The following is a 23,942-nucleotide window of genomic DNA, read 5'->3' on the forward strand; positions in this document are numbered from 1 at the left end:
AAAAAACAGAAGTTTTATAACTTCTGTTTTTCTATATACAGAATAAAATAAATTCTTTCAACATGAAAAAAGTATTTCAGTTTGATTAAGACCAAACTGAAATACTTTTGGCTGCGGGTCAAGGGCTCGAACCCTGACAAACTGAACCAGAATCAGTCGTGCTACCATTACACAAACCCGCATCGCTCATCGACAAGAGGTATTGTAGCACAGGCTGAATATTTATGTCAATACATTTTTCACTATTTTTTTATATTTTTTTGCTTATAATATGTTATACTTTATTTCAGACAAATAATTAACTAAAATTTAACATAAATATAATATTTTACAAAAGCTATAGTCATATACTTATATTAAGCATTTGTAAAATTCCTATTTAAAGGCTTAATATTTACAAGGGCCTTTTTTTTTACATTTCTAATATATCACCTGTTGAGAATAAATAAATGTATCTTTCTTTAACCCGTTTTAAAGTCAGCATTTCTAAAGCTCTTGAATAATAAGAAATCTGCAGTTTGTACTTTTCTTTCATTACCTCAATATCACCGTCAGGAACATAATCAGTTTTATAATCAATAAGGACAATATTGTCTTCCTCTTCAAAATAGCAATCAATAACCCCCTGAAGCAGTATTTTGTCCTCATAGTCGCTCGCATCAGGCAACTGAGGATAGATTTCCTTATAGGGTAATTCAATGTTAAAGGGAACCTCTCTGTGTATCTTACAGGAGTCAAGCATTCTCTTTCCTACTGCTGAATTAATAAAAGAACGTATTTTTCTGATGTCTATACTTTTTGCCTGAACTTCTGTCAAAAGCTCTTTTTTAACCATTAATTCAATCTGTCCCTCAATATCTTGATTACGGAAGTCCATATGTTGCATTGCAAAATGCATGGCAGTTCCCTTTTCTGCAGGACTAAGCCCTTTCTTTTTCTCCAGAAATGCAGGTTTTTTTATTGTAGTAGTCTTGAATTCCGGCTGACTGTTATCTTCATCGTTATTTAGATTAAAATACCTCTTTAGCTCTGTTACTGATAGTTTAGAGGGAATTTGGGCAAACTCCCTGTAAGGATATTTCCAGCCCAAACGACGATGAATCTCAATAGCAGCTTCATTATCACAATTCTCCTTTTGATGAAGCCAGTTTAGTATGTCTTCCCTACCCTTTATATCTGTTTCCATCTTCTTTGTTACAGCAATACCCGACTGATTGGTAAGTATTATTTTCCAGAAGGATTCATCTGAAATAACAGGCCCGCTATAGTCCACGCCAAGGCCTGCAGCTTTTCTTAAAGCTTCCGAATCCTTGTGTCTCATAATTGAAGGGCATATCCAATCCAGATAATTCTGTGCCTTGAGCATATTATGGGACGGAAACTTATTGCCGTTACTCTGCGCCGTACCCAACCACTTTAATGCCGATTTTTCAGCATTATTTACCGAGCCGGTAATTATCAACTTCTCTCTGGCTCTCGTCATTGCTACATAGAGTATTCTCATTTCCTCAGATAAGGTTTCGACTCTTATCTTCTGAGATATTGCCTGTTTTGGAATGGAAGGGTACTTTATTCTTCTTTTATAATCAACAAAATCAGGCCCAAAGCCAAGTTCCTGATGGAGCAAAACACTTTTGTACATATCCTGCATATTGAACTTTTTACCGCAGCCGCACAAAAAAACAACCGGGAATTCCAATCCCTTGCTCTTGTGTATACTCATTAGCCTGACAACGTTATCGTTTTCTCCAAGAACCTTTGCACTTCCCATATCACCCTTGTTTGTCTTCAGCTTATCAATAAAGCTTATAAAATTGAAAAGACCGTTGTAGCTTGTATTCTCAAACTGCAAAGCACGTTCAAACAGTATTTTCAGATTGGCCTGCTTCCTTTCACCGTCCTGCATTGCTCCTACTATACTGAAATACCCCGTCTCATCATATAGTTGCCATATAAGCTTGTGAGTTGACATATAGAGTGACATCTCTCTCCATTTTGAAAGCTTTTCCAGAAAAGCGGAGGATTTCTTTGAAACTTCCTTATCCTGCCCTGATATTTCTTTGATTGCTTCAAATATGGAAGCGTTACGGTTCATAAGACGTACTTCTGCCAAATCCCCGGTACTGAAATTTACTATTGGTGATCTTAATACTGAAAGCAAAGGAATATCCTGATAAGGATTATCAATTATTTGAAGTAAAGACAATACTACCTGTACTTCCGGTGTCTTAAAAAAGCCGCTTCCTGTATCGGCAAAAACAGGTATATCCGATTTGGCAAGTTCTTCTGAAAACACCTCTGTCCAATTTCTGGTGGTTCTCAACAGTATTACTATGTCATTGAACCTGACCTCCCTGTAATCACCAAGTTTTTTGTCGTATATAACAAACTTTTTTCCGTCTGAATCAGGTTTAAACAGCTCTATTATCCTGTTTGCAACCATTCTGGCTTCCTTTTGAATATTGTCGAGTATTTCCTCTTCTTCCGATGAATCATCTTCCTCCATCTCTTCATTTACTTCCGATTGCGCGCTATTATCCGCAGCGGAGGTTTCTATCAAATGCAGCTCAATAGCCCCTCCTGCTACTGTTTTTTCATTTTGACATGGAGGAAAGCCTGCTCCGGGGTTCAGTTCTTCTATTTCATTGTAATCAAGCTCTCCCACCTTTTGAGACATTATTTGCTTGAATATATAGTTGATTCCGTCAACAACTTCCTTCCTGCTTCGAAAATTCTTAAACAACAATATTTTTCTGTAGCTGCTGCCTTCATCAATTGAGTAATTATCATATTTTTCAAGAAAAAGTTCAGGTTTTGCCTGTCTGAACCTGTATATGCTTTGTTTTACATCTCCTACCATAAATACATTAGGACTGCCTCTATCTTCTTTTGAAATCATATTAATAATTATTTCCTGAACCAAATTGCTGTCCTGATATTCATCCACCAATATTTCAGTAAATTTATCCTTGTAATGCTGTGCAATTTTTGTGGGACGTATTTTTCCGTCTTCATCAGTCTCCGCCAATATATTAAGGCAAAAATGCTCAAGGTCGTTGAAATCAACAGAAGCTCTCTGACTCTTTTTCTGTGAATATCGTCTCCCGAAATCAACAACCAGCTTTGAAACACATTTCAGTACAGGGTACATGGCTTTAAGGTCAGAAGCTATTTCATCAGACTTCATAAAAAAAACTTCATTTCTTAGTCCGGTAATTACAGACTTTAACTCGTCCCTTGTTTTCTTTACGCTTTCCTGTACTGTTTTTTCTGCGTCCTTTCCGCATCTGGGCAAAGTCTGAAATTCAAAACTGTTTATATAGTCGTACAGTCTGTCCCAATGAGCTCCGTTTTTATACACCTCTAAAAGCCTATTCAGGTTATCGTTATCCTCAACAAAAACAGGCAGGTATTTTTCCAGACCAGACGCGTATTTGATTTTTTCACAGGCTTCATTCATAATACCTCTGAGTCCTTCAAGTTTCATAAAACTGGTTTCCATAAGAATTCTACCCCAGGATGTCTCACCAAAGTCGCAGGTACTCTCGAAATTATATCTTTCCACTTGCTGTTCAAGCCATTTTTCCGGCCAAGGATAGCTCTGGACAAAACTGTATATGTTGAGTACCATCTCTTGAATCTTCTCATCATCTCTGTTGCTCCCGTAGGACTCCAAGAGGTCAAAAAAATCTTCGTTCCCCTCAACATCCTCGTAAATTTCCTCAAACAGCTCACTCAAGGTTTCCGATTTTAATAGTGTAGCTTCTGTCTCATCAAGTATCTTGAAAGTAGGGTCTATTTCAATACTCTGAAAGTTGCTTCTTATAACCTCCAGACAAAAGGAATGAATTGTAGTAATGGAAGCCTTATTCAGAAGTACAAGTTGTCTTGAAATATTATTTGAGCCTTGATTTTTTTCTATTGAATCGGATATGGCCGCCCCTATTCTTTCTCTCATTTCAGTAGCAGCAGCATTTGTAAAAGTTACTACCAGCAATGAATCTATGTCCACAGGGGTTTCTGCATCAGTTATCTTTCTTATTATCCTTTCAACAAGTACAGCGGTTTTGCCTGCACCGGCTGCCGCAGCCACAAGCAGATTGCAGTCCTTTTGGGTTATGGCGGCGTATTGTTCTTTTGTCCATTTAGTTTCAGACATGTATATGTTCCCCTTTACGTACATTCATTAATTATCTTTTAAGTTATTTCCATCCATAAGCTTCCATATATGGTCATCATCTCTATCATGCAGCATCCTGAAGCTGTTATCCTTTTGAGTCTGATCAAATTGGCATACTGATGAGTAATTGCAGTAGCTGCAGGAAGTTAACTTCTTTTTTTTGTACGGACTTATGGGGACCTTCCCCTTCATAAGTTCGCTGCACATATCTTTTAAAATCTGCTTTACAAAGCTTCTTAATACTGTAAATTGTTCTATGGTAGCAGCAGATGATTTCCCCAAAACATCTCCTTTATTTATTCTTGCAGGAATAATGATGGAGTTCCCTTCAATTGTGTTGTCCATATATTTAATAAGCTGAACATCAGCAAGAAGCAACCCCTTCATTTTTAACTTTTTCATTATGGCTGTTTCTATTTCCTCCGGAGAACTGCTGCCTGTGCCTTTTATCATAGGATCGTCAACTCTGAAATACAGAATTCCTCCCGGCAAAGCCTTTTCGCCACTATTTTCGGAGGATTCCCAAAGTGCATCCAAATAGGTTATAAGCTGCATTTGAAGCCCATAATAAACATCACTGAGTTTAAAATCCTTATCACCTGATTTATAGTCTACAATTCTCAGATATTTTCCGTTATCAGTACTCAATGTATCAATTCTGTCAATTCTGCCAACAAGTTTTATCTTTTCACCGGAATCCAGTTCAATAACTATGGGAGGGTATGCTCCCCCCTCTCCGAATTCCACCTCATAACCCACAGGTTCAAAACTGCTCCTCCGTATATGCTCTGCAATAAGCCACACAGCTCTTGTTACGACTCGTTTGAGTCTTACTGCAAGGGCTTTAAACCTTTTTGAGCCTCCAAGTATAGTATTTTTCATGCTGGCCAAAAGTTCATCTACTATTTTTGAAACCTCATCGCTGCACCATTGTCTGTCAATTTCCCTCCAGGAATAGTTGTTTTCATCAACCATCTTTGAAAATCTTTCGATAACTGCATGCATAAAGGTTCCGACGTCGGGAGGACTCAATCTGTATATCTTTCTTTCTCTTGCCCCCAGACCATATTGTACATAAAATGCAAAGGGGCATGAAGTGTACTTTTCCAATCTTGAAACTGTGAAGTATGGATTTTTTCCGTACAGTTCCCGAATTTTTGCCTTATCCACCGGGACTGCTATGTTTCTGTATTTCAATGCATTTATCATTGCATCACACTTTTGCTTCCATTCTTCCTGAGCTGAAAACCATGCAAATAATTCCTTCCACATGTGTCCCGGCTCAATTCCCTCATTTTTCTGCCTCAGAATTGAGACCAACTGATTAAAGGAAGGTACGGGTGATGCTATTAAATCAATATTGTTATTGACCCCAGCAGGTTTTAATATATTATTTTTTTCGGTTATATTAGGAAATATCTTTCGCATCCTTGATATTATTGTGGAAGGACGCATTGTTCTTCCCTCATGGTCGGCAATGGGCCAGCTTATTCTCAGAAAGTTTTTTGGCATTGTCAATGTTCTATATATAAGGTACAACTCGTCAAAAGCTTTTGATTTTGTGTCACTGGCCAGCTCAATACCTTTTTTGTTTAGTACATCTCTATCTTTATCAGATAAAACCCCTTCGCTTATACCGGCGGACGGAAATACTCCGTCATTGGTTCCAAGAATGTACAAAGCCTTTATTTCATGGCTTCTCAGATGCTCAATACTTCCTATCAAAACCTGATCAAGGGATGCCGGAATAGATGAAATCTTGTATTCTGCCAGTCCTATTTTAAATACGTTGGCAAACTTTTCAATTCCGAAGGTTTCATCTCCCATTACTTCTACAACCTGATCAAAAACATCCATAAGTATGTTCCACACCTGCTGATACTCTCCAGCAAGCCTTAGCTGTCCATTTTGAGTAAAACTGTCTATATAATCACGAATTCTTTCTTCTACACCGATTTCAACCAGATACTCATAAATACCCGTACAAAAATCTTCCGCAGTTCTTCTTCCCTTTGTCCTGTTTCGAAAACGTAAAAGAGGCTCTCTTACTTCATTTCTGGTCACATTTACCTGTAGCAGCATTTCATCATTTTCGGGACTCTGTTTATCGTCAGGTCTGAATTCAATACTTGTATTCCATTCTGCCTCCTGCGTCCAACGACTGCCCCTGATACCGCAGGCCAGAACATAGTTTTCCAGTAAATCTATCCTTGTATCCTCTATTCCCGTAAGCCCTGATTTCAGATATCTGAACACCGCTTCATAAGACCAATTTTCAGTAAATATCTCCAGCATTGAAAGAACCATCCTGACTAACGGATGATTTGTTATTTCAGTTTTGGAATCTATAAAACAAGGTATGTTGTACTGTTCAAAAATTACCTCTATAAGATTTTCATATCCTGTAAGATTTCTTGTGGCGACGGTTATATCCTTAAACTGCATATCATTGTCGCGGCACTGTCTGATTATATCCCTTGCACATTCTTCGATTTCAGCATAAATATTTACCGACTCAAAAAGCTCTATATCTGTCGTCGGCTGCTGATAAACCCTGTAAGGATAAGCAAAGTAATTGGCTTCTTGGCTCTGAAGTTCTCTGCTTTCTTTAAATCTGGGCAGGTTTGCTGAGTTCAGACCTACAGGCGGAAGTATTTTTACATCGCTTGCTTCTGCAATACTTACAAATTTTTTGCAGGATTTTTTTACTGCCGCAAAAACATCTGTTGAACCTGACTGCATCTCATCAAAAAGTACATCGGTACACATAGTTATGTAAACATTCTCTGTCTGTTGGATAAGCTTAGATATTACCTCAACCTCCTGAGGAGTAAAGCCGGCAAAGCCGTCAATCCATATCTCCGCTTTACTGTACATTTCTGTAGAATCCAGTTTAGAAGCCAGTAAAGTCAGTTCATCATCCGTATCTCTGTAGCGACTTTCCAGCATATTGTCAAATTCACTGTAAATTAACTTTATTTCCTTTAGCTTATGCAAAAGATAATTGTCCTCGGTAAGTCCCTCTAATACTTCATCAAAGCTATCAGCTCTTACATTATATCTTTTCAGCTCGGTTATAAGTGTTGATAAGGTATTTACAAAGCCCTTGCAATTGGCAGATTTGTGGAATATAGTAAACTGTTCTTTAAGTCTGTCCAGAATACGATATATAATCATGCTCTTTCCGGCAGGATGTATATGAGGATATGTAATTCCTCCCACCTCGTTCATTACCCTGTAGGCCATTCTTCTGAAGCTTAACACCTCAGTATTTAAAATTCCTCCTGTTCCCAGAACCTTTATCAGGTCACGTTCTGCCTGTAATGTATACTGTTCCGGTACAAGCAGGACAAGTTTTTTACTATTGTCCTTATTCTGTTTAGTTTTTATTGATTTTAAGCAATGAAAGGACTTTCCCGAACCTGACCTTCCATATATAAATTGAAGACTCATAGCTTCTTCCTTTTCTTATGTATTTTAGCAAGTAGTTTTTATGTCTTCTTCGGTTTGCACCGGTTCTTTTATTATTAATCCTGTAATGAAGTAAAATAAAACACCTGTAACTATTACTGAAATAAGACTGCCTGCCGGGTTAAAAGTCGATGTGTAAAATACGGTATTGGTTGAAAGTGCATTATCAGGATAGCTTACAAGTAAAAATGCTACCAGATTATTCACCGCATGAGCCCCTATCGCTGCCTCTAAAGAGTTTGTTTTTATTGTAATCATGGCAAAAAGCATTCCAACAACAAAATAATTCAAAACCATGCATATAGTACTTATAACACCTGTTTTGCTTGAAGCGGTTACTTCAGGGTTCATAAGATGCGGGAGCATGAACATAACACCAGAAATAACCGAAAGCAGCATACCGTTTTTTATTTTTAGTCCAAAGCTCTGGATTAAGTATCCCCTGAATACAAGTTCTTCGGTAGCCGCCTGTAAGGGTGTCATTATGAGGATGAAAGGCAAAGCTATCCAGAATTTAGATGCATCAAAAGTAAATGAATAACTTTCAGGTGATAAGAAATAATCAATTACTGACCCCACAGCAATAAGCCCACCGTATACTAAAAAGCCTACCCAGAATCTGCTCCACTGCATTTTTCGTTTCGTTGTTATCAGTGAAGTAAATGTTCTATAATGTATAAACTTTGTTGCTATAATTAATCCCGCCAACATGAAATAAATTGTAAAATTTGTAAATATATAGTTTGTAAAAGGATTTACGTATTTATTCATAAATGCATAAACATCAGTTGTTAGGGTTAAATCCATGAAAGCATCCCTATTTTTGATTAAAGCATATATTACGGGTATTGAGCCTACAAAGCCTCCGATTAAGAAATAAAAGTATAGTATAACTGATACAGAAGCTACAAAGCGTGATGGCTTAGTATTACCTGTCACAGCCATATCCTGATATTTAATTGACATATTAGTCCTCCAACATTTTATATAAAAGCTGTTATAGTTTTAATTATACTATTTTTTTATTTTCATTAAAATGCTTTAATCCAATATGTAAAAGGGAATTGTCGCAAATTATATTTTATATGTCTTGCAACAATTCCCTTTATTTAAATTTTTATGTTCTACCTCAAAGCTACAAGTACACATGCCATAACTGCATCAAGTTCAAGCTCATTAATTCTTTTTAACAATTCATCATCATATGTTCCGGGCTGAAGCCATATGTTTTTAATGCCTAATTTTGCAGCTTCTTCTATAACAGTCTTCCCTCTTTTTGGAGAAACAACCATATCTATTACTTCCGGTTTTTGCGGAAGTGAGGACAAATCTCTATAGCATTTGTCACCTTCTACAGTCTCGTATCCAGGGTTTACAGGATAAACCTCATAGCCTCTGCTTTTCAACTTTTTATATATTCTGTTGCCGTACTTTTCGGGGTTCTGATTCGCACCCACTACAGCCCATACCTTTTTTTCAAGCATTTGTTCTTCATTCATTGGATTTATCCCTTTCTGTTATATTCTATAGAAGAATATTCTTATACTTTTAGTATACCACCTGTATCAATTATAAAACACTAATTATTTTCAACGTGTATACAAGTTCGTGCGAGCTATGGCATTTGCGGCTTCCATACCGCTTTTAAGTGCTCCTTGCTGCCATCGGTGTATTGCAGATACATGTTCTCCAGCAAAGTATACTCTTTCTCCATATTCCGGCAGCGTCATTGCCCATGAAAATAATTTTTTCTGTTGGGGTGTAAAATAACAGAATGCACCTCTGGAAAGCGGATCGTTATCCCATACCTGTGTTTTCATGTCTGTAACAATGTCGTTCAGATAGCCTTTGGAGAGTCCGTGGACTTCTTCAACATTTCTCTTAACCTTGTCAAATCTATCCTCTTCAGTCATATTACCCAGTCTTACAGCATCCAGATTAAAATTATAGGAACCCACAATTACGCCGGGTTCGGCCGCTGTACTTCTTTGATTAAGTTCCTGAGGAACCTGACACCGACTGGAAGTATACCATATGGTGGTAATTGGTAAATCAGTATATGAACCGCCTCCATATATACCCTGTTCCTCCCAGAATCTCCTGTTGCAGTTAAGTAGAGTCTTTTGGGCATTTCCGTAAGTTACTTCTTTTATAGCCTGCATTTTTAAACTGCTGAACATAGGAGCTATTTCAAAGGTTCTTAAAACTGAAAAAGGAACTGCACACACAATGTAATCAAAATTTTCGTAGCCTGATTCCATAAGCTTTGTATTATCATATGTAAGGGTTACTCTGCCGTTTTCGAGACATTTATATATGCCTTTTACCTTTGTTCCCTGCTTCCAAGTAACTTTACCCAGAAGTTCAGACGGTATGTCAGGATAATACTCCCAGGGTTCATTACTTACAAATGATCTATGGAATGCCAAAGGCAAATTTACCATCCCTCCTGTAATTTCATATAAAAACCAGAAATTTACAGGGAAATACTCCTGCACCATATCAACATAATTATGATACAGGAACTCTCCTGCTATTGGGAATAGGTTTGAAAGGAGGTTAATTGCCCCCTGACTGAGTTTTTTATGTTCAAACATCTGACGGGAATTAAGGCTGTCCCAGAACAACAACTGCCTGCTATATCGTGGTTTTACCTGAATAATCTCTGCTCTGGAAGACGGTGGAGCCTCAAGTACAGGTGTTTCTATTCCGTAATATCCCAACTCCTGCCATGCTGTTTTTGCTTCCCACGACGTAAGATCATAGGTGGGATAAATATATTTCATTACATTTTTACCAAATGGATCATTTCTTGCTCTTCTCTGGTGAAGATATATAAAAGTCTCCGGCTCACTCTGTATAAAAGGCCTTGTATCAAGCTTGAATAAATTAATATAATGCCATACTGTCTCGTGGTTGACAGGTATTCTCATAGGCCCAAATTCTCCGTAAAGCTTTTTTTCCCTGTCAAAATAATATGTATAAACCCTTCCGCCTATCCTCTCCTCCGATGCCTCTAATATTGTTATATCAAACCCAAGCTTACGAAGCTCGTAGGCGGCTGACATTCCTGCAAGGCCTCCTCCGATAATTCCCACACTTTTCCCTTTAAACTGTCCGGGCTTGGCTATTGATGTAATATTCTCAGATGGTGAAAATGCATTAAAGATATTGCAGTAGTCCTCAGGATGACAGGCCCTGTATAACGCATATTTTGCCATAATTTGTCGTTCCTCGAATGATGGATTATCAGGCTGAGGTGGTCTTGGTTCTTTAGAATATAGAATCGTTGGACAAATCATATACTATCTCTCAATCTACATTACTTCTCTAATTATTTATATGAAAAGTAGTTATTTTTTGTGTTTTATTTTACTTTAATTTGGGAATTCATATAATATTACATTTATTTTTGGAGGCAATAGTTATGAATGACGTTATAATAATTGGAGGAGGTCCGGCAGGTTATACAGCTGCTCTCTACAGTTCCAGGGCACAACTTGACACCCTGGTTATTGAAAAAATGTTTTCTGGCGGACAAATGGCTACAACGGACGTAATGGAAAACTACCCCGGATTTGAGGAACCTATCGGAGGCTCCGACCTTGCTTTGAGAATGGAAAAACAGGCAAGAAAATTCGGTACCGTAGTATTAAATGATGAAGTACTCGAGCTTGATTTGAATTCAAATATAAAAAAGGTTAAAACTAAAAATAATACTTTCGAAAGTAAAACAATTATTCTTAGCATGGGTGCATCACCAAAAATGCTGGGACTGCCAAAAGAAGAAAAATTAAGAGGTTCAGGCGTATCCTACTGTGCAGTATGTGACGGCGCATTTTTTCGGGGAAAAACCGTTGCAGTTGTTGGAGGCGGTGATACGGCTGCTGAAGATGCGCTTTATTTGGCAAGGTTTTGTCCCAAAATATATATAATTCACAGAAGAGATGCAATGAGAGCCACAAAGCTCCTTCAAAACGAGCTGTGCTGCAACAAAAAAATTGAGTTTTTATGGGACTCTGTCGTAGAAGATATTGAAGGACAATTTGGTGTTGAAGGCTTGAAAATTAAAAATATAAAAACCGGAGAACAAAGTTCCATAAAAGTAGAGGGCTTGTTTGTAGCCATTGGCTTGAATCCTAACAACTCCCTTGTAAAAGATAAGGTAGAACTAAGCAAGGATGGTTATGTTAAAACCGATGACAGAATGAGTACTAGTATTCCCGGTGTATTTGCAGCCGGAGATTTACGTGAAAAGTACCTCAGGCAAGTAATTACTGCCGCTGCCGACGGAGCTTCCGCAGCCTATACTGCCGAACAGTATATAAATGAAAATATGAAAAATTTTAAATAAAAAATTTCCACGACTTTAATCATTTCTTTCGGAAACAATAATTTTGAATTCATTTATGAAAGGATGATTGCAATGAAAGTAAAAGATATAATGACTACAAATGTAACTTACGTTGAACCGAATGCTTCTATTGTGGATACTGCAAAGCTGATGCAGCAGCATAATGTAGGCTCAATTCCCGTTTGCGACAAAGGAAGCGTAGTAGGTATGGTAACTGACAGAGATATCGTTGTCAGGAACATTGCTATAGGTAAGAACCCTCAGCAAACACCGGTAAGTGATATTATGACAACAGGCATAACCTCTGTCAGTCCCGACATGGAAATGTCACAAGTAACCAAAATGATGGCTGACAGCCAGATAAGAAGAGTACCTGTAGTTGACCAGAACAATCTTGTAGGTATAGTTGCACTGGGCGACGTGGCTATTGATGCTAAATTCGACACTGAGGTTGCCGAAACTCTCACTGGAATATCAAGACCTTCAAAGCCTCAATAAAATTATTGGGGTAGTTAAAACAAGGCTTCATCAGATTCTTATCTGATGAAGCCTTGTTTTATTTTATCCTTTTTTTCCGGTGTAAACGAGAATGGCATCTCTCAGGAATTCTGCCATACCCGGCTGCTCCCTATCGTAATATGCCCTGAATCTTTCATCATCTACATACATTTGGGCAAGCCCTGCATGAGCCTCACCACTGTATCTCGGCCAAGAAAAGCTAAGCCATTGGCGATGGAGGTCAGCTGCTTTCTGTGCTAGTTCTCCTGCAGGATCTCCGGTTTCAAAAGCCAGATTTAGTGTCTCCCGAACAAGGGCCGTAAGTTCTTCAAATTCCTTGTATTGCTCCTCTGACATACCCTTAAATTTATCGTATGATTTATTCACAAACTCTTCTCCGTACTTTTCACGGATTTCCTCTCCATACTTCCTGTCATTTTCATTAAGTATATTCTGTTTGAAGCCTTCAAATTTCTCTTTATCAGTCATTTCAGTTCTCCCTTCATTTGCAGCTATTGTTTTATCAATAGTCTTAATCAACTGTTCCAACTGGTTTTTCTTTTCCAAAAGCTTTCCTCGGTGGTTCTGTAAAGCTGAAATACAGTCGTAAGCCGGATCATTCACAAATTCTCCTATTTTATCGAGTTCCACTCCTAATTCACGATAAAACAAAATATTCTGAAGCCTGTCTGTTTCCTTCTGACCATATATTCGGTATCCCGATGAATTTATTCTCGCCGGCTTGAGAATGCCTATTTCATCATAGTACCTGAGTGTCCTTGTACTAACACCGGCTATTTGAGCCAGCTTTTTTATTGTGTATTCCATAGCTTTACACCTCCTGACAAAGACTAATATACACCTTTACGTAACGTGAATGTCAACATTGTTCTTAAAAATAATTCACCATATATTAATTCGGAACATACAATATAAACAGTATTCCCTTTTATATATTCAGGGAGGTAATAATGAGCTATACATATCCATCCGGTCAGCCTCAGGGCAATGCGCGTAAAGTTACCAACAAGCTCAGAGAAATAATGATTGCAGAATTAATGGCTATTAACGGTTACCAAAGCCATATTTCTAATTCCTATATGATAAATGTAAACGAGGTCTGGCATCATATAATGCTGGATGAAGTAAGGCACTACGAAACGGTTCTAAACCTTCTTAGAAAATACGACCCTGTTCAGTATAAAGCTTCTTTAGAACAACACGATGATTATCTGAAACCCAAATCACCAATGCAATTGTACCATCCATCCTATGACAATCAAATTATACTAAATAATTTAAGAGAAGATATTAAAGGAGAATTGGAAGCCGTAATACTTTACGAGGAAGAAATTGAGGCATATTCTTCCTATAAGGATATAAAAATTGCAATTCAAGCTATTATTGACGATGAAAAAGAACACGCAGAACACCTGACTCAAGTGCTTAAAAAATATGAAAATGAACAATCTATCTATATAAGGGAAAAAGGAAAAAGTTCCTGTCAAAAACGTGGGAAACCGTAAATTTTCCCACCTTTTAAATTACATAGAATAACGAATAAAACCAATAATAGTTTAATAGATAAATTTTTTATTATTGGGAAGGTAAATACTTTGTTCAATAAATTGTCAAACCTTATAAAATTTGTTAATAACGTAAGAAGTAAGCAACAAGATAATAACAAACCTTCACCGGATAATGTATCTTATGTAGGCAATGGGCAGAGTTTGCATGAAGCTTTGGATGATAATTATCAAGTAATAAAAAAATCCCTGGGTAAAAGTGATGATATCATATTAAGGAAATTTAATTTTGGAGTAAAACATCAATCCAAGGCTTTGATTTGCTTCATCGACGGGTTGGGCGATAAGAACCTGATACTTGAATATGTCGTTAAATCTCTTATGGTCAACATTCATATTACAAATCCAAAGGGTAAGCTTGTAGATAAGCGAAACATGTTTGATGATATAAAAAACAATATTCTAAGCATAGTTGAAGCGTCCGAAGTCAAAAATATGGATGAGGCCATCGACACAATTTTATCAGGAAATACATTACTTCTCATAGACGGATGTACTCAAGGTTTTGCCATAAGTGCCAAGGGTGGAGATCGCAGAAGTATACAACAACCGGAGACGGAAGTCGTTATCCGTGGTTCACGAGAAGCTTTCGTAGAGACACTCAGGGTTAATACTTCTCTGATACGTAAAACAATCAAAAATCCCAACCTTATTTTTGAAACCCTTGTCGTAGGAAAGCAAACCCGAACTGATGTTTGTATTGTATATATCCAGGGAATTGCCAACGATAAGATTGTTCAGGAAGTTCGGGACAGAATAAACCGCATAGATACTGATGTCATACTTGAATCGGGTTATATTGAGCAGTTCATAGAAGACAATCCCCTTTCCCCTTTTGCGACAATCGGAAACAGCGAAAGGCCGGACAAGGTTTCTGCAAAACTTCTTGAAGGAAGAGTGGCAATTATATGTGGCGGAACACCTATTGTATTGACAGTACCCTATACTTTTGTTGAGTCGCTTCAAGTACCTGAGGATTATTATTCCCGGCCTTTTCTGACTAACTTAGTTAGGATACTGAGGGTTGTTGCATTATTTATAACACTTACCCTGCCAGCTGTATATATTTCCCTTACCACCTTCCATCAGGAAATGATTCCTACTGTTCTCCTCGTTACTTTTGCGGCTGCAAGAGAAGGAATTCCTTTTCCTGTTCTGATTGAGACTCTCATAAGTGAGGTTATATTCCAGCTTCTGCGTGAATCAGGAATAAGGATGCCCAAGGCTGTTGGTACGGCAGTAAGTATTGTTGGTACACTTGTTATAGGCCAAGCTGCTGTTGAGGCAGGAATAATCGGTGCACCCATGGTAATCATAACAGCCTTGTCAGCAATTACAAGTTTTATTCTCCCCTCCATTTATGACGCTGTTATAGTTTTTAAATTTATGCTAATTTTTATAAGCAGCGCTTTCGGATTATTTGGCGTTATTGTCGGTTTGTTCTGCATACTGGCGCATATGTGTTCTCTAAGAACTTTTGGAACACCCTTTATGTCTCCTTTGGCTCCCGTAAACTGGAGCTCTATGAAAGACAGTATTCTAAGATTTCCACTTTGGCTTATGAAGAACCGCCCAAAAGCAATTACATGGAAAAACTCCGGCAGGCAAGCATCACAACAAATGCCCAATAAGCCTGACAAGAAAAAAGGAGGGAAAAACTATTGAATAAAAAGCTTTTTTTAGTAATACTTATGGCTGCACTTTCTGCAATGCTTCTCACAGGCTGCTGGGACCGCAAAGAACTGAATCAATTGGGAATTGCAATGGCTATAGGGTTGGATAAAGGAGATGATGGCAAAATCCAGTTAACAAGTCAGATAGTCCGCCCTTCAGCAATACAAAAAAAAGGTGGTGGAAACGAACCTCCTTATGAGCTTGTCATTTCGTCAGGGGACTCTGTATTTGAAGCAATCAGACACACAGTTAAGGAATTTGACAGGAGAAGCTTTTTTTCTCATATTAAAGTAATAGTTGTTGGTGAAGAGTATGCCCGAGAAGGCCTTGAAGACACAATTGACTTTATAACCCGCAGTCATGAATTAAGAAAAACAACATGGCTTATTGTCGCTTCAGACTGTAAAGCCTCCGAAGTACTTGGAGTTAAACATGGCCTTGAAAAGGTACAAGCAAACTATATGGAAGGAATTCTAAAATCTCAGGAAATAGAGTCAAGTTCAGCAATCTCTAAAGTAATAGATTTTATAAAGGCAATGCCCGGTGAAGGGAACAACCCTGTTACCGGTGTTTTTTCGTTAATGGATGTTAAAAGTGTTCCGTCAGAAGGAACAGAACCGGAACAGCGCAAAGGACTAAAGCTTTCCGGTTCAGCACTATTTAAAAAAGATAAGTTGGCAGGTTTTCTGGATAACAAAGATACTCTTGGTCTTAATATTTTGAACGGAAAATGCAAAAAGACATCCATCAATGTACAAGCTCTTAATAATAAAGCTGACAGTCAAGTTACAATCGAATTGATTAAAATTAAGTGTTCTATAAAACCTTCCATAAACAAAGAAGGCAATATATCTTTTAATGTTGCAATAAAAGCAGAAGGAAATATGACGGAAGTTAAACAAGACCTTGATGTGACTAATCTACAGCTTTTTGAACAGATTAACAGCAATTTTTCTAACTATATAAAACTTTTAACTGATAAGTCAATAAATAACATACAAAAAAATATGAAAACGGATGTAATAGGCTTTGGAAGAACATTTGAAATTAAGTACCCTAAAATCTGGAGTAAAATAAAAGACAAATGGAATGATGCTATATTCCCCAACGTCTCGTATACGGTTAAAGTAGACACTCGTCTCAATAGAACAGGACTGACTTTAAAACCACTCAACGCCAAAAAGCTCGGTAAGTAATTTACATGCCTTAATTTTTATTGCCTGAAATCAGCTTTATCAGGGATATCACCGCATAGTACAGCACTACGACTACCAGAAAAAAAGAATACCCCCATGCCGCAAACGCTATTATGCTTTGTCCTATGCCTGTCTCTATTGTGTTATTTATTATTTTAGTAATAAACTTCATCATATACCTTCTCTGCTTCCCTCTTTATTTTTAATATTTAAATCCTTGTTACAATATTTTTTTAGATAAAATATAATTAAAAGCATAATTGGAACTACATTACTTAACGGTACAAATTGCTGCCAGAACTGGGGTAAAAGATATTTTACATGAAAAGGATAATTTGGCTCGTATACTCTTGAATACCACATAATAAAAATAGCTAAAGGAACTAAAACCCACCTGTAATCCTTTATATGGAATAATTCTGCAAAGATTATCACTGCGGAATAGTAAAATAATATGGTTAAGTAGAATCCACCCATAAACACAAGAATAACTCCTATTGCATCAAGATTAGTAATTATATCTCCTATATTAATGAGTTTGATTACCTCAAGAAACGGTATAGTAGCATTGGAAGTATAATTAATGCCCATTGATGTAACCATTATAATTAGAGAAACGGTTAAATTGACTCCGGTCAATGCAAGTGCCCAATAAGTTGTTTTTTTGACTGTCTTTACTGACCCGTTATACTTCCAGAACTGAAAAAACACATAAACTAAACCAAAGGGAAAATTAATACCTATAGGGTAAAAAGCCTTGAGTATAGGTTTGTACCCATCTTGAAAAACAGGTAGCAGCTCTTTAAAATCTATCTGTTTTGATGCAATTATCATAATATAGATAGCAATTATCAAAAAAATTACTACAGAAAATATTATTTCCGCAATACGTCCCAGAGTCTCTATCCCTAAAAAAAGTACATAAATAATAGCTAAATAAAAAATAATTTGTATTACCAGATTTGGTGTATCCTGAAGAAAGGTTACATTTATCAAATCTGCAAATTCACTTGTGGTTCTGGTGGCATTAAATGCATATAACATAAAATAAATAAATCCCAATGGCCACCCCAGAGTTTTACCCAGAATGGATTGAGTTATTCCCACAATATTCTTATCAGGATATTTACTGTATATGGATGTGTACAACCAGACTAAACCCATTCCGGCAATTGTTGAAATTATATCTACAATCCAAGCATCTCTTTTGGCCTCAATACCCAAAGCCCATAGATTGGTGCTGCCTATCTGTCCCATCATTATCAGGCAGAACAGTTGGTTTTTACTTATTTTCTCCATTAGAAACCACTCATTCGTATTTTTTATTTAAGTATTATGTGCATTTGTATTAATGTGTATGCAATGGTGGTTTTTGCTAATATTTAAGACTGCCATTCTTACATGAGACAATCCCGCATATATTTCATTAGAGGGAGGTTTCGCATGTTTATAATGATAAATAGAAACAGATTATTCTGTATCTTCACAATTTTTATAATGTCAATTATTCTCTTTTTTGCAGTTAATAATAATGTTATCAAAGGGAGTTTTACAAGGCATGCAGCTAATAAACAACAACAATTTCTGATATTGATACATATAGATGAAAAAACTCTTTATTTATTTGAAAACGATAAATGTATTAAGAAATATCCTATTGCTTCGGGTAAACCCGGATGGCCCTCTCCAATAGGAGAATGGAAAATAGTTGAAAAAAGTCAGTGGGGAAAAGGTTTCGGCGGAAGATGGCTGGGGTTGAATGTCAGGTGGGGTAATTATGGAATTCATGGTACTAAAAATGAAGCCTCAATTGGAAGGTCGGCAAGTCATGGTTGTATACGTATGTATAATAGGGACATAAAAGAGCTATATGACTTAGTGCCTTTAGGCACAGCAGTTGTTATACGCAACGGCCCATTCGGGCCATTTGGAATGGGCTTCAGAAATTTGAAACCGGGAGACCGTGGGGCAGATGTTCTGGCCGTTCAGGAAAGACTAAAGCAATTGGGCTATTTCCATGGATATGAATCAGGTATCTATGAGGATGATTTAAAAAACGCTGTCTTTCAATTTCAAAAAGATCATAATCTTAAAGTAAAAGTGTCAATATCCACGCCAGATTATAATGCTATGGGTTATTCGGAATTTGAATAGGATTATCTCCTATCCCCCCTGTATTAAAACTATACTGTAACCTCCAATAAAACTTGGCTCTCAATGGCCCTCCCATTCACTTCTTATAGCCGTTAAGAGAGGTGAACAGGAGCTTATCCCAAAAGGAGATACCTTTATACAATCAGGGGATAACCTAGTTATGTTAACAAACGAGGATAGAGTTTCTAAAATTAATGATTTAATGTTAGCATTAACCGAAAGCAAATAGCCCCCCTCAGCATTAGTCTACAATCTGACCATGCTTTTCGTAACTGGTCTTGCAAGTAATACGATTACTATCATCTACAAATACTACATTGGGTTTATGGTTCCGGGCTTCTTCTCTGGTCATCTGTGCATATGCCATGATAATAACTTTATCGCTAATCTGTGCATACCTGGCAGCTGCACCATTGAGACAAATCACTCCAGAACCCTTCTCTCCTGCAATTGTATATGTTTCCAGCCTTTTGCCGTTGTTAACATTTACTACACAAACTTTTTCATACTCCATAATACCGGCTGCTTCTAAGAGTTCTTCATCTATGGTAATACTCCCGACATAGTTTAATTCCGCCTGGGTAACTGTAGCTCTATGAATTTTTCCGCTTAATAATGTAATATTCATACCTGCACCTCATATAAAATCAATCAGATTGTTTAACCGGGTATAAAAGAAAAATTGTCAATGAGTCTGACTTTTCCTATATAAACCGCCATTGCTATCAGAACAGGTCTGTCTATAGTATCAACCTGCTGCATTGTCATTGCGTCTACAGCTTTTAAATAATCTATCCTTGCTAAGGGCTCTTCATTAATAATATCTTTCATTTTCTTTAAAAGTATATCTACTTCCCTACATCCTTCTTTAACCATATCTTTACCTGCGAATATTGATTTGCTAAGTGCCAATGCGGCCCTTCTCTCTTCACTGCTCAGGTAAGTATTTCGAGAGCTTTTTGCAAGACCGTCTTTTTCTCGGATAATTGGGCAGCCGACAATTTCAACATTCATGCTTAAGTCTTTTACCATTCTCCTTATGATAGCCAACTGTTGTGCATCCTTTTCTCCAAAATATGCTTTGTCAGGATTTACTATATTTAACAGTTTATTCACAACAGTACATACTCCTTTAAAATGCACCGGACGACTAAGCCCACATAATTCCTCGCTCAAGCCCGAAATGTCTACAGAAGTACAGTAGCCCTCAGGATACATCTCTCCCGGTTCGGGGTTGAATATCAAATCCACACCTAATTCTTTACAATACTTTGAATCCTTTTCCAAGTCTCTGGGATACTTATCCAAATCTTCTGTAGGCCCAAACTGCATGGGATTTACAAATATACTCACTACTACTTTAGAATTCTCCATGGCTTTCACTACAAGGCTTCCATGACCCTCATGCAAATACCCCATAGTAGGAACAAAACCAATTGTACAACCCTGTTGTTTCCATTCGTTTACTATATTCTTTACTTCACTTATATTCTTTACTACTTTCATAATATATCCTCCGAAATCAACTTCTCGATAACCGCTGAATCTATCTTATAAGAATGCTCTTGCTGCGGAAAAGTTGAGTCTTTTATTTCGCTGATATATCTTCCAAATGCCGATTTCATCTCCGAGCCTATTTCAGCATACCTTTTTACAAATTTAGGTGCAATATTCGAATAAATACCCAGCATATCCTGATATACAAGTACCTGCCCATCACAGTATTTTCCTGCACCTATTCCTATTGTGGGTATGGAAAGCTTATGGGTAATAATTTTTGAAAGCTCTGCCGGAACACATTCCAGTACAACGGCAGTAGCTCCCGCAGCCTCAACAGCTTTGGCATCAGCTATCAGTTTAATAGCAGCTGCTTCATCTTTACCCTGTACTTTAAACCCACCAAAAGCATTTATGGATTGGGGTGTCATACCCAAATGGGCTACTAAAGGTATTTTTGCATCTACAATTGCTTTTATCTGAGGACATACTTCCTTGCCGCCTTCTAGCTTTACCGCATGTGCATTTCCTTCCTTTACCAGCCTCCCTGCATTCACAACAGCATCATAAACAGAGGTATGATACGACATGAAGGGCATATCCGCAACAATAAATGCATACTTGCTTCCTCTTGATACTGCTGCTGTATGGTGTATCATGTCCTCCATGGTAACTGCTAAAGTATTTTCATAGCCAAGCATAACCATCCCCAGTGAGTCCCCCACCAGAATACAATTAACTCCTGCTTCATCCATCAATTTTGCTGTAGAATAATCGTAAGCTGTCAGCATACTGATTTTATCGCCGTTTCTTTTCTGATTTTGAATAGACGCGGCAGTATTTTTTATTGTATTTTCTTCTACTGTCATTCCATCAACGCCCCTATCGTATTAACTTAATTTTGCCCTAAAAGTTCTTCCAATTCAATGTAATTTTTTTCAGGGTTTTTTATTTTAGCTATTTTAATTAGTTTTCTGGATAATGAAATATATATATTTTTTTCTTCTTCTGATAAAGCCTTAAGATGTTTTTTTACAGTTATTATATCATTACGCTCAACAGGCCCTGTTAACGCTTCTTCCAAGCCCTGTTTCTCAATATTCTCAATGGCATGACTCATCAGAAAAAGAACAGCTTTTATAGCTTCATCACGGGTAAAACCACACTGCTCCAAAATATCTGCTCCCTGCCCGGCAAGTGCAAGTGGCTGATTACTGGCAAAAACCGCCGCAGCATGATATTTAATTTTTTGAGTAGAATCAATTATTCTGGTACTGTTTCCAATCCTTTTGAACAATTCTTCAACTTCCTGCAGATGCTCCTTGCTTCCCTCAATAGTTATGAGTGCATCATACAGTTTTTTATAAGAGGAGGTTTTACTGCTACACGAAAAAAGAGGATGAATTGAATAGCCAAATGCTCCTTTCTCATCAACCTCCTTAAATACCGCCGAAGACAACGCCCCAGAGCAATGACAAATTATTTTACCTTCTATAGGCAGCTCTTTTATATCTTCCCAAACGTATTGTATAATATTATCAGTGGTTGTAATAAAAATGATATCACTGCACTTAACAAGCTCACTTAAAGATGTATATACTGTTGACAGTGTAAAATCTGCTGCTTCCATTGCTGCATTTTTATCAATATCAAAATAACCAGTCAGAGCAATGTCATTTTGCTCAAAGTACTTTCCAAGAGTATTTCCGACTTTTCCAGCTCCAATAAATCCTACGTTCATTAAAAGTAACCTCAACAAGCATATTTGGTCAAATACCCAACTTTATTATATGTATAATATACTTTTGGAAGTGTACTTGTCAACCTTTTACAAATATCGCAAGTTCATACCTATTTATGCATTTATTCTACAGATTTTTAACTAAAAAGCAGGCATTATAAAATGCCTGCTTTTACATACATCGCTGTTATTAGAATTCAAATTTATTTTCAAAATATGCTGCAAGCTCATCAATTTTGATTCTAACCTGCTGCATTGTATCTCTTTCTCTTATTGTAACACTCTTGTCTTCAAGTGAATCAAAGTCAAAAGTAATACAATATGGTGTTCCTATTTCATCCTGTCTTCTGTATCTCTTACCTATGCTTCCAGTTTCATCATACTCACAGTAGAATGTCTTAGTTAACATATGGTAAACCTTTTCTGCTTCTTCGCCTAACTTCTTTGAAAGCGGAAGAACAGCTATCTTTACAGGTGCTATTGCAGGATGGAATCTCAATACAGTTCTTACGTCACCCTCTGAAACTTCCTCTTCATTATAAGCATCACACAGGAAAGCCAGTGTAACTCTGTCAGCACCCAAAGACGGCTCTATACAATATGGAACATATTTCTCATTTGTAGTAGGGTCAAAGTATGACAAGTCATCTTTTGCATGAGTCATGTGTTGTTTTAAGTCAAAGTCAGTTCTGTCTGCAATTCCCCAAAGCTCTCCCCAACCAAATGGGAAAAGGAACTCAATATCAGTAGTTGCATTACTGTAATGTGAAAGTTCTTCCTTTTCGTGGTCACGAAGCTTCAGATTTTCCTTTGTCATATTCAGGCTCAGGAGCCAGTTATAACAAAAGTCCTTCCAATATTTAAACCATTCAAGGTCTTTTCCGGGTTCACAGAAGAATTCAAGCTCCATTTGTTCAAATTCTCTGGTTCTGAAGGTAAAATTACCCGGTGTTATTTCATTTCTAAATGACTTACCTATCTGGCCGATACCAAAAGGTATTTTTTTTCTGGTTGTACGCTGTACATTCTTGAAATTAACAAAGATACCTTGTGCAGTTTCCGGTCTCAAAAATATTTCAGCCTTTGAGTCTTCAGTAACACCTTGGAAAGTCTTGAACATAAGGTTGAACTTTCTGATTTCTGTGAAGTTTGCAGAACCACATCCAGGACATTTAACACCTTTGTCCTTTATGTATTGCATTAATTCTTCATTTTTCAGACCATCAACTCTGAATTCAATATTATTCTCTGCATTCCAATCTTCAATAAGCTTATCTGCTCTATGACGTGTTTTACAATCCTTACAGTCAATCAAAGGATCACTGAAACCGCCCACGTGGCCTGAAGCTACCCACACCTGAGGATTCATAAGTATTGCACAGTCAACTCCTACATTGTAGGGACTTTCCTGTATAAATTTACGCCACCAGGCTTTTTTAACGTTATTTTTAAGCTCTACGCCAAGAGGACCGTAGTCCCATGCATTTGCCAGTCCACCGTATATATCGGAACCAGGGTAAACAAACCCTCTGTTTTTAGCTAATGCAACTATTTTTTCCATTGTCTTTTCAGCTGCCACTTTACAACGCCC

General features: G+C 37.3%; 20 protein-coding genes and 1 tRNA gene. 7 read left to right on the forward strand and 14 right to left on the reverse strand.

Going from position 1 to position 23,942, the window contains the following annotated elements; translation table 11 throughout:
• Positions 1-108: 108 nt before the first annotated feature.
• The 6 genes from P0092_RS12290 to P0092_RS12315 form a co-directional block, all read right to left on the reverse strand.
• A tRNA-Gln gene (locus P0092_RS12290) sits at positions 109-182 on the reverse strand.
• Between the two features lie 230 nt (positions 183-412).
• Positions 413-4,159, reverse strand: coding sequence for a helicase-exonuclease AddAB subunit AddA (gene addA, locus P0092_RS12295; RefSeq protein WP_276186909.1), 3,747 nt, complete (start codon positions 4,157-4,159; stop codon positions 413-415).
• Between the two features lie 27 nt (positions 4,160-4,186).
• A complete protein-coding gene (gene addB, locus P0092_RS12300) occupies positions 4,187-7,633 on the reverse strand; it encodes a helicase-exonuclease AddAB subunit AddB (protein ID WP_004617905.1) in 3,447 nt (1,148 codons plus the stop codon).
• Between the two features lie 24 nt (positions 7,634-7,657).
• Positions 7,658-8,617, reverse strand: coding sequence for a CPBP family intramembrane glutamic endopeptidase (locus tag P0092_RS12305; RefSeq protein ID WP_004617904.1), 960 nt, complete (start codon positions 8,615-8,617; stop codon positions 7,658-7,660).
• A gap of 158 nt (positions 8,618-8,775) precedes the next feature.
• Complete coding sequence (locus tag P0092_RS12310) at positions 8,776-9,150, reverse strand: CoA-binding protein (protein ID WP_004617903.1); 375 nt, start codon at positions 9,148-9,150, stop codon at positions 8,776-8,778.
• Positions 9,151-9,240: 90 nt separating this feature from the next.
• Complete coding sequence (locus P0092_RS12315; protein WP_004617902.1) at positions 9,241-10,953, reverse strand: flavin monoamine oxidase family protein; 1,713 nt, start codon at positions 10,951-10,953, stop codon at positions 9,241-9,243.
• A gap of 125 nt (positions 10,954-11,078) precedes the next feature.
• Here P0092_RS12315 and trxB point away from each other — a divergent pair, with 125 nt between their 5' ends.
• On the forward strand, positions 11,079-12,005 hold the full coding sequence (gene trxB, locus P0092_RS12320) for a thioredoxin-disulfide reductase (RefSeq protein ID WP_004617901.1): 927 nt from the start codon (positions 11,079-11,081) through the stop codon (positions 12,003-12,005).
• Between the two features lie 72 nt (positions 12,006-12,077).
• Positions 12,078-12,503: a CBS domain-containing protein gene (locus P0092_RS12325; RefSeq protein ID WP_004617900.1), complete on the forward strand. Its 426-nt coding sequence runs from the start codon at positions 12,078-12,080 to the stop codon at positions 12,501-12,503.
• A gap of 63 nt (positions 12,504-12,566) precedes the next feature.
• Here P0092_RS12325 and P0092_RS12330 read toward each other — a convergent pair whose 3' ends face one another.
• Positions 12,567-13,331, reverse strand: coding sequence for a MerR family transcriptional regulator (locus tag P0092_RS12330; protein WP_004617899.1), 765 nt, complete (start codon positions 13,329-13,331; stop codon positions 12,567-12,569).
• Between the two features lie 143 nt (positions 13,332-13,474).
• On the opposite strand from P0092_RS12330, the gene P0092_RS12335 reads away from it, so the two are divergent.
• The 3 genes from P0092_RS12335 (at position 13,475) to P0092_RS12345 (ending at position 16,959) form a co-directional block, all read left to right on the forward strand.
• A complete protein-coding gene (locus tag P0092_RS12335; RefSeq protein ID WP_004617898.1) occupies positions 13,475-14,029 on the forward strand; it encodes a ferritin family protein in 555 nt (184 codons plus the stop codon).
• A gap of 90 nt (positions 14,030-14,119) precedes the next feature.
• Positions 14,120-15,754 (forward strand): spore germination protein, encoded by a 1,635-nt coding sequence (locus P0092_RS12340; RefSeq protein ID WP_040758438.1) that lies wholly within the window; start codon positions 14,120-14,122, stop codon positions 15,752-15,754.
• Positions 15,751-16,959 carry a Ger(x)C family spore germination protein gene (locus P0092_RS12345; RefSeq protein WP_004617896.1) on the forward strand — a complete coding sequence of 403 codons (1,209 nt, stop codon included), beginning with the start codon at positions 15,751-15,753 and terminating at the stop codon, positions 16,957-16,959. Before P0092_RS12340 ends, P0092_RS12345 begins: the two co-directional genes overlap by 4 nt.
• A 10-nt stretch (positions 16,960-16,969) precedes the next feature.
• Here the strand turns inward: P0092_RS12345 and P0092_RS12350 are convergent, their stop codons facing one another.
• Positions 16,970-17,134 (reverse strand): hypothetical protein, encoded by a 165-nt coding sequence (locus P0092_RS12350; protein ID WP_158498411.1) that lies wholly within the window; start codon positions 17,132-17,134, stop codon positions 16,970-16,972.
• Positions 17,131-18,258 carry a GerAB/ArcD/ProY family transporter gene (locus P0092_RS12355; RefSeq protein WP_004617894.1) on the reverse strand — a complete coding sequence of 376 codons (1,128 nt, stop codon included), beginning with the start codon at positions 18,256-18,258 and terminating at the stop codon, positions 17,131-17,133. Before P0092_RS12355 ends, P0092_RS12350 begins: the two co-directional genes overlap by 4 nt.
• A gap of 144 nt (positions 18,259-18,402) precedes the next feature.
• On the opposite strand from P0092_RS12355, the gene P0092_RS12360 reads away from it, so the two are divergent.
• Both P0092_RS12360 and P0092_RS12365 read left to right on the forward strand, forming a co-directional pair.
• Positions 18,403-19,113 carry a L,D-transpeptidase family protein gene (locus P0092_RS12360; RefSeq protein WP_004617893.1) on the forward strand — a complete coding sequence of 237 codons (711 nt, stop codon included), beginning with the start codon at positions 18,403-18,405 and terminating at the stop codon, positions 19,111-19,113.
• A 46-nt stretch (positions 19,114-19,159) separates the two neighbouring features.
• Complete coding sequence (locus tag P0092_RS12365) at positions 19,160-19,342, forward strand: TrkA C-terminal domain-containing protein (protein ID WP_081580227.1); 183 nt, start codon at positions 19,160-19,162, stop codon at positions 19,340-19,342.
• A gap of 12 nt (positions 19,343-19,354) precedes the next feature.
• Here P0092_RS12365 and panD read toward each other — a convergent pair whose 3' ends face one another.
• From panD to P0092_RS12390, 5 genes are all read right to left on the reverse strand, one after another.
• Positions 19,355-19,741, reverse strand: a complete 387-nt coding sequence (panD, locus tag P0092_RS12370) for an aspartate 1-decarboxylase (RefSeq protein WP_004617892.1) — start codon at positions 19,739-19,741, stop codon at positions 19,355-19,357.
• Between the two features lie 32 nt (positions 19,742-19,773).
• The gene (panC, locus tag P0092_RS12375) at positions 19,774-20,619 is read right to left on the reverse strand and encodes a pantoate--beta-alanine ligase (protein WP_004617891.1); all 846 of its coding nucleotides are present in this window, start codon (positions 20,617-20,619) and stop codon (positions 19,774-19,776) included.
• The gene (panB, locus tag P0092_RS12380) at positions 20,616-21,458 is read right to left on the reverse strand and encodes a 3-methyl-2-oxobutanoate hydroxymethyltransferase (protein ID WP_422784823.1); all 843 of its coding nucleotides are present in this window, start codon (positions 21,456-21,458) and stop codon (positions 20,616-20,618) included. The genes panC and panB overlap by 4 nt, the downstream gene beginning before the upstream one ends.
• A gap of 47 nt (positions 21,459-21,505) precedes the next feature.
• Positions 21,506-22,351: a Rossmann-like and DUF2520 domain-containing protein gene (locus P0092_RS12385; RefSeq protein ID WP_004617889.1), complete on the reverse strand. Its 846-nt coding sequence runs from the start codon at positions 22,349-22,351 to the stop codon at positions 21,506-21,508.
• 190 nt (positions 22,352-22,541) lie between these two features.
• Positions 22,542-23,930: a glycine--tRNA ligase gene (locus P0092_RS12390; protein ID WP_004617888.1), complete on the reverse strand. Its 1,389-nt coding sequence runs from the start codon at positions 23,928-23,930 to the stop codon at positions 22,542-22,544.
• Between the last annotated feature and the right edge of the window lie 12 nt (positions 23,931-23,942).

This window comes from Ruminiclostridium papyrosolvens DSM 2782 (assembly GCF_029318685.1).
GTDB classification, from domain to species: Bacteria; Bacillota; Clostridia; order Acetivibrionales; family DSM-1351; genus Ruminiclostridium; species Ruminiclostridium papyrosolvens.